A 13,718-nucleotide genomic window follows, 5' to 3' on the forward strand; every position below is an offset into this window, starting at 1 on the left:
GCCTCGCAGCGGAGCGGACAAATACAACTGCCCGCAGAAGGCAGACTCAATAAATTACCTCAGAGTACAAAAAACGGAGTCAGCATGAATCACTACGATTTTCAAGGTCGCAGCGCGATCATTACCGGCGGCGCCCAGGGCATCGGCTTTGCCATCGCCGAACGCCTGCTGCAAGGCAAGGCTAAAGTTGTGTTGTGGGACATGGATGAAAAGCTGCTGCAGGAAGCACGCGGCAAACTGGAATCGTTTGGACATGTCGAAACCGTCGCCGTCGATATCGGCGACCAGGCCGCAGTGCAACGCGCCATCGAAGCCACGGAAAAAGTCACGCAATCGATCGACGTGCTGGTGCACAGTGCCGGCATCGCCGGGCAAAATGCGCTCGTGGCCGAATACTCGCCGGAAGAATGGCGCCGCGTCATCGACATCGACCTCAACGGCGCGTTCTACGTCAACCAGGTCGTCGTGCAACGCATGATCGCGCAGAACTACGGCCGTATCGTCAACATCGCTTCGATCGCCGGCAAGGAAGGCAATCCGACCGCTTCCGCCTACAGCGCCGCCAAAGCCGGCCTGATCGCATTGACCAAGAGCCTGGGCAAGGAAACCGCCACCAAGAATATCGCCGTCAACGCCATCACGCCGGCGGCGGCGCAAACCCGCATCCTGGAGCAATGCACCCAGGCGCACATCGATTACATGCTGTCGAAAATCCCGCGCGGTCGTTTCGTCAAGGTGGAAGAAATCGCCGCCATGGTGTCCTGGCTCGTGTCGGAAGAAAACTCGTTCACCACCGGCTCGGTCTTCGACCTGTCCGGCGGCCGTGCGACATACTGATCCGGCCAAGACATTCGTTGGCAATGAAAGGCCGCCCTCGGGTGTCATGCCATCCGGTTAAGCCTGTTTCCCTCTCCTTCGTCCCGGCGCACGCTGGGACTCAGTGTCCTCAAGACGTCCGTTACGACGCTGGGTCCTGACTTTCTGTCAGGACGACGGTTGCGATGCACCGACAATGCGGCAAGGGGCTTTTTACGCTTATCCGAACGGCATGCCCCCGAGGACGGCTTTTCTCATCGCCTGCTCGGCCGCTTAACAGGCGGCGCGCTTGAGCATGCCGGCGCGCACCTTGTCGTAGCACCAGTTGAACGCCAGCGTGTAAGGCAGAAAAAACAGCACCAGCCCGATGTCGAGCACAAACGCTTCCACCAGGCCGATGCCCAGCCACCATGCCGCCAGCGGCACCACCGCCAGGATCAGGCCGGCCTCGAACAGGATCGAATGCACAACGCGCACGGCAAAACTGCGCAGCGCGGCCGGGTCTTTCCTACGGCGCTCCAGGCGATCGAAGATGCTGTTGAAGATCACGTTCCACGCCATCGCCACCAGCGAAATCATCAGCGTCAGCAAACCGGCATGCGTGAACGACACGCCCAGAAACCAGGACATGACCGGCGCGCACAGCAACAGCGCCACCAGTTCGAACAGGACGGCATGCAAAAAACGCTCGTACAGGGATTTCTCAATGGTCATGGGGGCCTCCATCAAAAGACCGGGCCATTATCCCCATTCAACCTGATAGGATAAAATCATTAATCATCGGAAAAACCGATTAAACAAAATCCATGCTCCATTCTATCGACGCTCTGCTGATGTTCATCGAAGCGGCCAGTCTCGGCTCTTTCTCGGCCGCTGCGCGCAAGCTCGGCAAGCAGCAGTCGACCGTCAGCGAAGCCATCGCCAACCTGGAAATCGATCTCGGCCTCACGCTGTTCGACCGCAGCACGCGCAAACCGACGCTGACCGAACACGGCCATGCCCTGCTCGCCCACGCGCGGCAAATGCTCGACGCCAACGACCGGCTAAGCCGCGCCGCGCAACGGCTGGCGGGCGGCCTCGAAGCACAGCTCAGTTTTGCGCTGTCCGACACCTACCAGTCCGATGTGTTTGAAAAGAGCCTGGCGCAACTCGAACAACGCTATCCCGACCTTCGACTGGAATGCCTGATCGCCGAGGACGAAGATGCCGTCGACTTGGTTCAGTCTGGCCGCGTGCAACTGGCGCTGGTGGCGGCGCAGACCTCTTATCCGCCCGACATTGGCTTCGAGACGATTGCCGACCAGTCGGAAATCGGCCTCTATGTCAGCACCGCGCATCCGCTGGCGCAAGCTGTGCACGTCAACGGCGACATGCTGCGCGAAGCGCGCGAGCTGCGCCTGAACACCTATCGCGACGAAGCCAGGCCGCCGCGCCAGGGTTTTCACTGGTCGGCATCGAGTTATCTGATCTTGCTGGAAATGACCGAACTGGGATTCGGCTGGGCCGAGCTGCCGCGCTGGATCGTCAAGCGTTTCGGCGCGGCTGACCTGAAGGAGTTGCGGGTGCACGGCTGGCCGCGCAACATCCAGGTGCATGTGATCTGGTCGCGCGAGCGGGGACTGGGTCAGGCCGGGACCTGGCTATGCAACACTTTTCTGTCGCCGCCGTGCCAAGGGACTTCTTAAAACTGTTCCCAGTCGTCGTCCGAAGTTGACGCCGGAATACGCGGCATCCTGGACGGGGCCGGGCTGGGCGCAACCGGTTTTACCGGAGTCGGCGCCGGAGAGGCAGGCATCGCCACGGCAACCAGCGGACGCGGCGCGCTCGCCGCTTTCGGCGCGACGCGGGCAACCGATGTGCCGGTCGCGGCATGATCGAGCTTGAAGATGCCGACCACCTCCGTCAATGTTGCCGCCTGATCCTGCAAGGATTGCGCTGCCGCTGCGGCCTGCTCGACCAGCGCCGCGTTCTGCTGCGTGGTCTCGTCCATCTGTGCAATGGCCTGGTTGACCTGCTCGATGCCTTCGCTTTGTTCCTGGCTGGCCGAACTGATTTCGCCGACGATATCGGTCACGCGCTTCACGCTGGCCACCACTTCGGTCATGGTCTGCCCCGCCTCTTGGACCAGCTTGCTGCCCGAGCCCACCTTCTCTACCGAGTCGTCGATCAATCCCTTGATCTCCTTTGCCGCCGAGGCAGAACGTTGCGCCAGACTGCGCACTTCCGACGCCACCACGGCGAAGCCCCTGCCCTGCTCGCCGGCGCGCGCGGCTTCGACGGCGGCATTCAGCGCCAGGATGTTGGTCTGGAAAGCGATGCCGTCGATCACGCTGATGATGTCGACGATCTTCTTCGACGACGCGTTGATGGCGCCCATGGTATCGACTACCTGGCCGACCACGGCGCCGCCCTGGATCGCGACCTCGGAGGCCGAGACCGCCAGTTGATTCGCCTGGCGCGCGTTGTCGGCGTTCTGCCTGACGGTCGAGGTCAGCTCTTCCATGGCGGAAGCGGTTTCTTCCAGCGAACCGGCTTGCTGTTCCGTGCGCGAGGACAGGTCGAGATTGCCGGTGGCGATTTCGGCCGAGGCGGTGGCGATGGTGTCGGTGCCGCTACGCACCTGGCCGACGATGCGCAGCAGATTGTCGTTCATGGTCTTCAATGCCAGCAGCAACTTCCCGGTTTCATCCTTGCGGCGGGTGTCGATGCGCGAGGTCAGGTCGCCAGCAGCCACCGTCTCCGCAATATCGACGGCCTGATTCAGCGGACGCGTAATACTCAGCGCGAGACGCCACGCAAATAGCCAGCCCGCGACGAACAACAGCACGCCGAAGGCGACCAGCAAGTTGCGGCTTTGCGTATACAGATCGTGAATACTGGCAGCGATTTCATCGATGCTGGAACGCTGCAGGTCGAGCAATTGCTGCAACAGATCGAGATATCCTTTGGCCGCCGCAGGAAAGTCTTTCTCCAGGATGCGGTTGGCTTCTTCCACCTGGCCATCAGCCTTGGCCTTGGAGATGGCGTCGCGCGCGGCAATGTAGCTCTTGCGCACTACCGTCAATTGCGAGAACAGCGTTTTTTCCTTGTCGCTGCTAAGCAAGCCTTCCAGCGCCTTTTGCTGTTCGTTGGAAAGCTTGGTCGCAGTCGCGGCGTCGTCCGCAAAGAACGCGCTCAGGCTGGGATCGGCGCTCTTGGCGATCGCAGTCGTGCGGCGCACGCTGGTGTGGATGGTGCGATACCAATCCGACACCAGGCGTTCTTTCGCGAGCGGCTTCTGCATCATATCCTGCGTGGTTTCCGCCACTATATGCAGACGCCAGATGCTCAGGGCGATGACGCCGATCGCAGAAAACAGAATGATCGCAAAGCCCAGATTGAGACGTTTGCTGATGTTCAGGTTGGCAAAGAAATTCATGTTTTTATCCTTCTGTGAATGTCGATTCCGGAGTCGCCATCAGGGCGCGCGAAAATGTATGCATAACATCCGGAACCGCCCGTATTGTGGGCAATAAGGCCTCATTGGAGATATAAGTATTTCTACCTAGAAAGAAGCCGAACTGCATTCATAACATCGAAACATGTCCACTTCATGAATTGACTTGTGCACTACTCAAACAGGCAATGTTGTCAGGCATATACAACAATGAAGCAGATTCGCCCCGAAATGCGCGTCAAGATGCGTCGAAATCAATCCGCTCTGAAGGCTCCCTGAACGCCAATGACGCAACGCCAGACAAACATCTCGCCGCTGGCGCCGTCGGTTATCACGCGATGAATTAGTTTCATTGGACAGTGCCATAGGCGCGGCGTACTGTCGCTTTCCACATGAGGCCCCGATGCAGTAAGGGTCCCGGGACAGAATCAAGAATCATAAAAGCCGGCGGGCGATCGATCTCACGAATGCCACGCCCATGGCGGAGACAACACCAGTATCTTTCATGCGACATCGATGTTCCATCGCTGACGGCGCCATTGCGCCTTCGGCAATGAAAACGATCAATGCAGGCAATATCGCGCGACCCGGCTGCATTTTTTCCCTGACGCAAGCGCATTTCCGTATCCGCAGAAGATGTTTTTTCAAGCAGTGAAACAACAACAATTCTTACTACAGGAGATAGCATGAAAGTCATCAAAACCACCGTCAAATACGCTGCCGCGGCTGTCTTCGGCCTCGTCTGCCTGGCCCAATCCGTCAGCGCCGACACGCTCAGCGACATCCGTCAGCGCAAGAAAATCGTCGTCGCCATCGACCTCGGGTCGCCGCCATTCGGCATGACCGACGCCAAGCTCCAGCCCTACGGTTCGGATGTCAGCGCGGCCAAAATGCTGGCCAAGGACCTCGGCGTCGAGATGGAAATCATCCAGGTCACCGGCCCCAACCGCGTCCCTTTCCTGCTGACCAACAAGGCAGATATCGTCATCGCCTCGTTCAGCATCACGCCGGAACGCGCCAAGGTGATCTCGTTCAGCGTGCCGTACAGCGCCTCGGAATCGGTGGTCGCCGCCGAACGCACAGCGCCGATCAAGAGCCTGGCCGATCTGGCCGGCAAACGCGTCGGGGTGGTGCGCGGCAACCTGCAGGACACGCTGCTGACGCCGATCGTCCCCAAGGGCACGACGCTGGTGCGCTACGACGACGATTCGACCAATGCCGCCGCGCTGCTGTCGGGCCAGGTTGACGCCATCGGGACGGCCAGAGAACTGGTGACGACCACCGCGCGCAAGAATCCGGGCCGCTTCATCGAAACAAAATTCGCCGTCAAGGTGGTGCCGCATGGCATCGGCGTGCGCAAGGAAGATACCGAACTGCTGGCCTGGATCAACAACTGGGTCGTCGCCAACATGAAGAACGGCAACCTCGCCAAATCGTATGAAGCAGCCGCCGGCGCGCCGCTGCCGGATATCTCCCAGTACATGCCGAAGTAACCCCGGCAACAGATCGGCTCGCGTCGGCACGGCAAGCAGCCGTGCCGGCATTTTCAACTTTTCAGGAAAGCATTTCACCAGTCATGAAAAATATCGGATTCATAGGCGTCGGCATGATGGGCCAGGGCATGGCGCACAACCTCGTCGTCAAGGGCTTCAACGTCACCGTCATGGGCAACCGCAATCGCAAGCCGGTGGAAGAACTGGTAGCCGAAGGCGCGCGCGAAGCGAACAGCCTGCAAGACCTGATCGCCGCCGTCGACGCCATCATCCTGTGCGTCACCGGTTCGCCGCAGGTCGAAGACCTGATGTTCCGCGCCGGCGGCATCCTCGAACACTGCAGCAGCGGCCAGATCGTGATCGATTGCTCCACCAGCGAGCCGATGTCGAGCGCGCGCATTGCCGCACAACTGGCCGCCAAGGGCGTCGGCTTCGTCGATGCGCCGCTGGCGCGCACGCCGGTCGAAGCCATGCAAGGCAAGCTCAATACCATGGTCGGCGCCGACGACGCCACCTTCGCCAGGGTCAAGCCCGTCCTCGAAGCATTCTGCGAAAACATCTTTCACATCGGCAGCACCACCAGCGCCCAAAAACTGAAACTGCTGAACAATTTCCTGGCCATAGGCATCGCTACATTGACCACGGAAGCATTGGCGATGTGCGACGCCGTCGGCGTCGATCAGCGCAAGTTTTTTGAAGTGATCAGCAAGGGCGGCGCCAACAGCGGCATCTTCCAGATGATCGGCAACGGCATCCTCGAAGGCCGCGACGACGGCATGAAGTTCAGCGTCGGCAACGCCAGCAAGGATCTCGGCTATTACAACAACATGACCGCGCAGTTCGCCAACGCGTCCATGATCGGCCCGCACGTCGCCGCCACCTTGCAACAATCGGTCAAAGAAGGTTACGGCGACCAGATGCTGGGCGCGATGGTCAAGGCGCACAAGGAGCGGCAGGCAGCGTCGGGGAAATAGCGCGATCGGCCGCGACGGGCCGGACCGCATATCTCATGCACTCCGGTCCGGTCAGTGGCTTTCCACAGGAACGAATTCTTCGATCAGCAGACTTGCCGGAAAACAGACCGTGAAGGTGCTGCCTTTGTCCGGTATCGATTCCACGCCCAACGTGGCGCGGTGGCGCAGCAGGACGTGGCGCACGATGGCCAGGCCCAGGCCGGTGCCCTGGGTTTCGCGCGAACGGCTCTTGTCGACGCGGTAGAAGCGCTCGGTCAGGCGCGAGATGTGTTCCTGGCTGATGCCGATGCCGGTGTCCTTGACGACGAACTGTGCACCGCCGCCGGGCTTGCGTTCCCAGCGCAGCACGATGGCGCCGCCTGCCGGCGTGTAGCGCACGGCGTTGGAGACCAGATTACTGAAGGCGCTGCGCAATTCATCGACGCTGCCTTTCAGGTCGGGACCGTCGACATGCAGCGCAATCTCATGCTTTCCTGCCGACAGCGCGCGCGCTTCTTCGAGGATGCCTTCCAGCAGCGGCTCGATATGCACGCGCTCGGCGCGCAATGGGTAGTCGACGGACTCCAGCCGCGTCAGCGTCAACATGTCGCCGATCAGGTTCTGCATGCGCTGGCCCTGTTCGGTCATCAGCTTGAGATGCGCGGTGCGGACTTCCGGATCGAGGTTAGGCTGGGCCAGCGCGATTTCGAGGAAGCCGTTGATGACGGTCAGCGGCGTGCGCAGTTCATGCGAAGCATTGGCAATGAAGTCGCGGCGCATCATGTCGATGCGTTCCGATTCGGTCGCATCATGTGTGACGAGAATCTGGCGGCGATTTTCAAAAGGGATGATCTGCACGATCAATTTGCGTTCCTGCACGCTCAGCGTCAGCGGCTGTTCGTAACGGCCCAGGATGATGTAATCGATGAATGCCGGATTGCGGATCAGGTTGGTCACGCGCATGCCCTTGTCGCGCTCCAGTTGCAAACCCAGGTGCCGCTGCGCAGCAGGATTGCACCACTCGAGGAACAGCACGTCGTCCATGATCACGACGCCGTCCGGCAGCAGGCTCATGGCCTGGCGGAAGCGCGCCAGCCACTCGGCCAGCTCGATCTGGTTCTTTTCATCGTCGCGGCGCATGCGATACAGGCGCGCAAAAATGTCGGTCCAGGCGCCCCAGCCGTCCGGCAGCTTGGAATGGGTCGGGTTGTCGAGCCAACTGCCCAGGCGGAACAGGTAATGCAACTGGGTAAACGCCAGCGCACCCATGCTGATCAGGGCGACGACCAAACCGGCTGTCGCGCCGAAGAAAAACCAGATGACGCCGACGCCAGCCAGGCATATCAGAAAACGCAAGGCGGCCGGAACCCAAAACAACAACTGTGGACTCATGTAAAACTCATTATTCAGGACTGGATTGTCGTCGCGGCGACCAGGCATCCAGTATAGAGGTCTTTCTGGATTCCCTGTGTCTCTCAGGGCCGGCGTGTGTGTTTTTTGTTATTTTGCCGACAGCATGTAGCCGACGCTGCGCACCGTCTTGATCAGGTGTTCGGCATCGCGCAGGGCCTTGCGCAGGCGCAATACGTGGACGTCGACGGTGCGTTCCTCGATCACGACATGGTCGCCCCATACCCGGTCAAGCAACTGGCTGCGCGAAAACACCCGGTCGGGATGCGCCATGAAGAATTTCAGAAGCTTGTATTCGGCGTGACCGATCTCGATCTTGTCGCCGTTGAGCGCCACCGAACAACTGGCCGGGTCCAGCGTCACCGGGCCGACCGCCATCTCTTCCTGCGCGAATTCGGGACTCTTGCGGCGCAGCAGCGCCTTGATGCGCGCCGTCAGTTCACGCGGCGAGAACGGTTTGGTGATGTAATCGTCGGCACCGTTGTCGAGGCCGGCGATCTTGTCCTCTTCCATGCTCTTGGCGGTCAACATGATCACCGACAACTGCTGCAACTGGCGGTCGCCGCGAATGCGCGACAGCAGGTGCAGGCCGCTGCGATCCGGCAGCATCCAGTCCAGCAGCACCAGTTGCGGTGCGCGGCGCTGCACGAACTCCCATGCCGCCGCCGTGTTCGACACCACGAAACTGGACCAGCCCGCCTCCTTGAGCGTGAAAGCAATCAGCTCGGCAATCGAAGGTTCGTCTTCAACGATCAGGATGGTAGTCATGGAGTAGCGCAGTGGGACATAGGTTGTTCAAAAAAACGCCGACGTCACTCTTCGTCGGAGTCGAGCATCTTGGCCGCGCCGAAATCGGTGTGGCGGATATCCTTGCCGCCGACGACATAGATCACGTACTCGCCAATGTTCTTGGCGTGGTCGCCGATGCGCTCGATGGCCTTGGCCACCCACAGCGTGTCGATCGACACCGAGATCGTGCGCGGATCTTCCATCATGAAGGTCGCCAGGCTGCGTGTGATCGCGCGGAAACCATGATCGATGCTGGCATCCTGCGCGATCAGCGCGGTGGCCTGCTCGGTGTCCAGACGCGCGAAGGAATCCAGCGCGCTGCGCAGCATTTCCGACGCTTCGTCGGCGATGACGCGCACGGTTTCATAGTGATTGATCGGACCGATGCTGCCGCGCTTGTACAGGTGGATCGCATTGCGCGCGATCTTGGTCGCCTCGTCGCCGACGCGTTCCAGGTCGGTGATAATCTTGATGGTCGCCATCACGGTGCGCAGATCGTTGGCCGTCGGCTGGCGACGCACGATCAGTTGGCTGCAGGCGTCGTCGAGTTCGACCTCAAGGCGATTGACCGCCTCGTCGTCTTTCATCACGCGCGCGGCCAGTTCGAGATTGCCGTTGCGGAAAGACGATATTGCATCCTGGAATTGCCGCTCCACCATGCCGCCCATGGCCAGCACCTTGGAACGGATGGTCTCCAGATCGGCATCGTATTGCTTGGAAGAGTGATCGCCTGTCATGTCACGTCCTTAAAAATAAAAGTTATAAACAACAACTGACCTCAAAGGGTACGGCAGAAGCGTAGCGAGCAGCGCCGAGGTCTGAGTGAGAAGCGCAGCCGTACAGGAGTACGGCGAGCATCGCCACTCGGAGATCGGTGCGCGCAGCAGCTTATGCCGTGCCCCATCAGCCGAAGCGGCCAGTGATGTAGTCTTGGGTTTCCTTGCGCGCCGGATTCATGAAAATCTGGTCGGTCTCGCCGAACTCGACCAGCTCGCCCAAATACATATAGGCGGTGTAATCCGAGCAGCGCGCCGCTTGCTGCATGTTGTGCGTCACGATGGCGATGGTGTAGTCGTTCTTGAGCTCGCCGATCAGTTCTTCCACCTTGGCGGTCGAAATCGGATCCAGCGCCGAGGTCGGCTCGTCCAGCAGCAGCACTTCCGGCTTGACGGCGACGCCGCGCGCGATGCAGAGGCGCTGCTGTTGACCGCCGGACAGCGACAGGCCGCTCTTGTTCAGCTTGTCCTTGACTTCGCCCCACAGCGCGGCCTTGTTGAGCGCCCATTCGACGCGCTCGTCCATTTCGCCCTTGGGCAGGTTTTCATACAGGCGGATACCGAAGGCGATGTTGTCGTAGACCGACATCGGAAACGGCGTCGGCTTCTGGAACACCATGCCGACCTTGGCGCGCAGCATGTTCAGGTCCTGCCCCGGTTCGAGGATGTTCTTGCCGGCATACATGATCTTGCCTTCGGCGCGTTGGCCGGGATACAGGTCGTACATGCGGTTGAAGGTACGCAGCAGCGTCGATTTGCCGCAGCCCGACGGACCGATGAAAGCGGTGACCTTGCCTTCATAGATGTTCAGGTTGATGTTCTTCAAGCCATGAAAGCCGCCGTAGTAGAAATTCAGTTGCGAAATTTCGATGGTCGATTTCTTGTCTGCGGCTGCGGAGGTCTGAGTAGTCATAGTGTTCACTTATCTGGATTCGCTTATCTATTAACCGGGGACTTTTTGGCTAAACATGGTTCGGGACAGGATGTTCAATGCAAGGACGCTGAACGTGATCAGCAAGGCGCCGCCCCATGCAAGCGCGACCCAGTTGTCGTAAGGACTCATGGCGAACTGGTTGATCACCACCGGCAGGTTGGCGATCGGCTGGTTCATGTTGGTGCTGAAGAACTGGTTGTTCAATGCGGTGAACAGCAGCGGCGCCGTTTCACCGGAGATACGCGCCACCGCCAGCAGCACACCGGTCACGACGCCAGCCTTGACGGCGCGCAGGCGCACCATCATCGCGACTTTCCAGCGCGGCGCGCCGAGCGAGAACGCCGCTTCGCGCAGGCTGCTCGGCACCAGCTTCAGCATATTGTCGGTGGTGCGCACCACCACCGGGATCGCGATCAGCGAAATGGCGAAAGTGCCCGCCCAACCGGAGAAATGGCCGACGTTGGCGACATAGATCGCATACACGAACAGACCGATGACGATCGACGGCGCCGACAGCATGATGTCGGTAACGAACCGGGTAGTCTGCGCCAGCTTGCTTTCTTCGCCGTACTCGGCCAGGTAGATGCCGGCCAGGATGCCGATCGGCGTACTGATCAGCGTGCCGAGGCCGACCATCATCAAGCTGCCGATGATCGGGTTGAGCAGACCGCCGCCCTCGCCGCCGGGCGATGGGGTGTTCTGCGTCAGCATGCCGATGTTGAGCGCGCCGAAACCCTTGATCACCAGCGTCAGCAGAATCCACGCCAGCACCACGAGACCGGCGGTCATTGCCAGGAAAGAGAACAGCATGCCGACGCGATGTTGCATCAGGCGGCGGCGATACACCGGGTTCATCGGCGAATTGATTTCCGGCTTGGCGTGCGGCGCTTGGGCTGCCGGCTGATTGACTTGTTGATTCATTATTTTGCACCTTCCTTGCGGGACATGCCCATCAACATGATCTTCGCCGCGGACAGCACGATGAAGGTGATCACGAACAGGATCAGGCCGAGTGCGAACAGCGACGAAACGTGCAGTTTCGACGAGGCTTCGGCGATTTCATTGGCGAGCGTGGAAGCGATGCTGTTGCCGGCGGCGAACAGCGACCACGACAGGCGGTGCGAATTACCGATCACGAAAGTGACCGCCATCGTCTCGCCGAGCGCGCGGCCGAGGCCAAGCATGACGCCGCCGACCACGCCGGTCTTGGTGTAAGGCAGCACCACCTTGCGCACCACTTCCCAACGCGTGCAGCCGAGACCGTAAGCGGATTCCTTCAATACGGCCGGCACGACTTCAAACACGTCGCGCATCACGGAAGCGATGAAGGGGATGATCATGACCGAGAGGATCAGACCGGCGGTCATGATGCCGATGCCCATGGTCGGCCCCTGGAACAGGGCGCCGATGACCGGCAACTGGCCAAGGGTAGCCTTCAGGGCGGGCTGGCCGTATTCGGCGAACAGCGGCGCGAACACGAACAAACCCCACATGCCGTAAATGATGCTGGGCACGCCGGCCAGCAGTTCGACTGCCGTGCCGAGCGGGCGACGCAGACGGCTTGGGCAGATTTCAGTGAGGAACAATGCAATGCCGAAGCTGACCGGGAAAGCGATCAGCAGGGCAATCAGCGAAGTGGACAGCGTACCGACAATGGCGATCGCTGCACCGTATTGGTCGTTGACCGGATCCCATTCCACGCGCGTGATGAAGCCGGGGCCAAATTCGTGGAAGGCCGGCCAGGCGCCGATGAAAAGGGAAACAATAATCCCGCCGAGCATCAGCAATACCGACAATGCGAAGATCAGCGTGACTTTATGGAAGAGGAAATCTTGAATGCGTTGCTTGCGCATCGTTGCCAACAGCTCCTGATGAGCTTGCTGAGCCTGCTGACTGGCGCTATCTGCGGGAAGCTTGCCTAAATCGCTATTCGACATGGTCGTGGCAGAGATGTTTGAGCTCATTATTTTCACCATTCAATGCGGATTGCGGCGATGGTGAACGCCGCCGCAATCCGCTATACATCATTCAATGCGCTACTGTACAAATTTCTGATTACCAGATCGCCTTGCCGCTGCTGTCCTTCAGATTGGCTTTCCAGGAATCTTCAACCAGCTTGGTGACCGATGCCGGCAGAGGCACATAGTCCAGGTCGGAAGCAGCCGGGCCGCCGTTCTTGTAAGCCCAGTCGAAGAACTTCAGGACTTCCTTGCCCTTGGCGCCATCGCCAGCCTGTGCTTTGTGCAACAGGATGAAAGTGGCGCTGCTGATCGGCCAGCTATTCTTGCCGGCGGCATCGGTGAAGTCGACAGCGAAACCAGGAGTCTTGGCCCATTCGGCAGCAGCAGTCGCTGCCTTGAATGCGGTGTCGTCAGGCGACACGAATGTGCCTTCGCGGTTCTTCAGTTGGGTGTAGTTCAGCTTGTTCTTCTTCACGTAAGCGTATTCGACGTAGCCGATTGCGCCCTTGACCTTTTGCACGTTGGCGGCGACGCCTTCGTTACCCTTGCCGCCCACGCCGACCGGCCACTTGACTGCCGTGCCTGCACCGATCTTGGCCTTGAAGTCTGCATTGGCCTTCGACAGATAGCTGGTGAACACATACGATGTGCCCGAACCGTCGGAACGGTAGACCACGGTGATGTCTTCAGCAGGCAGCTTGACGCCGGCGTTCAGCGCGACGATTTCAGGAGCATTCCACTTGGTGATCTTGCCGGCGTAGATATCGCCCAGCACCTGACCGGACAGTTTCACCTGGCCGGGTGTTGTCCCTTCCAGATTGATGACTGGCACCACGCCGCCGACCACTGCCGGGAACTGGGTCAGTCCGTCAGCATCCAGCTCTGCCGGTGTCAGGGGAGCATCGGAAGCACCGAAGTCGACCGTCTTGGCCTTGATTTGCTTGATGCCGCCGCCGGAACCGATGGACTGGTAGTTCAGGCTGTTGCCGGTGGCTGCCTTGTACGATTCCGCCCACTTGGCATAAATCGGATACGGGAACGATGCGCCTGCGCCGGTGATTTCTGCCGCGTGTACTGCTGCAGAAAACGCGACCGTGCCGCACACTGCGACCGCAACAGATTTAAGAATGTGATTAAACCCCATGTCTTG

Annotated in this window: 13 protein-coding genes; 4 read left to right on the forward strand and 9 right to left on the reverse strand. The window is 59.9% G+C overall.

Annotation, left to right across the window (positions count from 1 at the left end):
* Positions 1–84: 84 nt before the first annotated feature.
* Complete coding sequence (locus tag RV1423_RS05990; protein ID WP_034294259.1) at positions 85–837, forward strand: SDR family NAD(P)-dependent oxidoreductase; 753 nt, start codon at positions 85–87, stop codon at positions 835–837.
* A 252-nt stretch (positions 838–1,089) separates the two neighbouring features.
* On the opposite strand, the gene RV1423_RS05995 is transcribed toward RV1423_RS05990, so the two are convergent.
* The gene (locus tag RV1423_RS05995; protein WP_034294262.1) at positions 1,090–1,530 is read right to left on the reverse strand and encodes a multidrug/biocide efflux PACE transporter; all 441 of its coding nucleotides are present in this window, start codon (positions 1,528–1,530) and stop codon (positions 1,090–1,092) included.
* A 92-nt stretch (positions 1,531–1,622) separates the two neighbouring features.
* Here RV1423_RS05995 and RV1423_RS06000 point away from each other — a divergent pair, with 92 nt between their 5' ends.
* Positions 1,623–2,501 (forward strand): LysR family transcriptional regulator, encoded by an 879-nt coding sequence (locus RV1423_RS06000; RefSeq protein WP_034294264.1) that lies wholly within the window; start codon positions 1,623–1,625, stop codon positions 2,499–2,501.
* Here the strand turns inward: RV1423_RS06000 and RV1423_RS06005 are convergent.
* Entirely contained in the window at positions 2,498–4,234 is a 1,737-nt protein-coding gene (locus RV1423_RS06005) for a methyl-accepting chemotaxis protein (protein WP_034294266.1), read from the reverse strand. The two genes, RV1423_RS06000 and RV1423_RS06005, sit on opposite strands and share 4 nt — an antisense overlap.
* A gap of 704 nt (positions 4,235–4,938) precedes the next feature.
* Here RV1423_RS06005 and RV1423_RS06010 point away from each other — a divergent pair.
* Positions 4,939–5,745 carry a transporter substrate-binding domain-containing protein gene (locus tag RV1423_RS06010; protein ID WP_034294268.1) on the forward strand — a complete coding sequence of 269 codons (807 nt, stop codon included), beginning with the start codon at positions 4,939–4,941 and terminating at the stop codon, positions 5,743–5,745.
* An 83-nt stretch (positions 5,746–5,828) separates the two neighbouring features.
* Positions 5,829–6,719, forward strand: a complete 891-nt coding sequence (locus RV1423_RS06015; protein WP_034294270.1) for an NAD(P)-dependent oxidoreductase — start codon at positions 5,829–5,831, stop codon at positions 6,717–6,719.
* A 51-nt stretch (positions 6,720–6,770) separates the two neighbouring features.
* On the opposite strand, the gene phoR is transcribed toward RV1423_RS06015, so the two are convergent.
* From phoR to pstS, 7 genes are all read right to left on the reverse strand, one after another.
* Positions 6,771–8,090 (reverse strand): phosphate regulon sensor histidine kinase PhoR, encoded by a 1,320-nt coding sequence (gene phoR / locus RV1423_RS06020; protein ID WP_034294554.1) that lies wholly within the window; start codon positions 8,088–8,090, stop codon positions 6,771–6,773.
* Between the two features lie 108 nt (positions 8,091–8,198).
* Positions 8,199–8,876 (reverse strand): response regulator, encoded by a 678-nt coding sequence (locus RV1423_RS06025; RefSeq protein WP_034294271.1) that lies wholly within the window; start codon positions 8,874–8,876, stop codon positions 8,199–8,201.
* Between the two features lie 44 nt (positions 8,877–8,920).
* Positions 8,921–9,634, reverse strand: coding sequence for a phosphate signaling complex protein PhoU (gene phoU, locus RV1423_RS06030; protein WP_034294272.1), 714 nt, complete (start codon positions 9,632–9,634; stop codon positions 8,921–8,923).
* 166 nt (positions 9,635–9,800) lie between these two features.
* A complete protein-coding gene (pstB, locus tag RV1423_RS06035; protein ID WP_034294273.1) occupies positions 9,801–10,586 on the reverse strand; it encodes a phosphate ABC transporter ATP-binding protein PstB in 786 nt (261 codons plus the stop codon).
* Positions 10,587–10,616: 30 nt separating this feature from the next.
* Entirely contained in the window at positions 10,617–11,462 is an 846-nt protein-coding gene (pstA, locus tag RV1423_RS06040) for a phosphate ABC transporter permease PstA (protein ID WP_051516527.1), read from the reverse strand.
* Positions 11,463–11,527: 65 nt separating this feature from the next.
* A complete protein-coding gene (gene pstC, locus RV1423_RS06045; RefSeq protein WP_034294276.1) occupies positions 11,528–12,544 on the reverse strand; it encodes a phosphate ABC transporter permease subunit PstC in 1,017 nt (338 codons plus the stop codon).
* A 118-nt stretch (positions 12,545–12,662) separates the two neighbouring features.
* Complete coding sequence (gene pstS / locus RV1423_RS06050) at positions 12,663–13,712, reverse strand: phosphate ABC transporter substrate-binding protein PstS (RefSeq protein WP_034294279.1); 1,050 nt, start codon at positions 13,710–13,712, stop codon at positions 12,663–12,665.
* Positions 13,713–13,718: the final 6 nt, after the last annotated feature.

This window comes from Herbaspirillum sp. RV1423 (assembly GCF_000577615.1).
Taxonomy (GTDB): Bacteria; Pseudomonadota; Gammaproteobacteria; order Burkholderiales; family Burkholderiaceae_D; genus Herbaspirillum.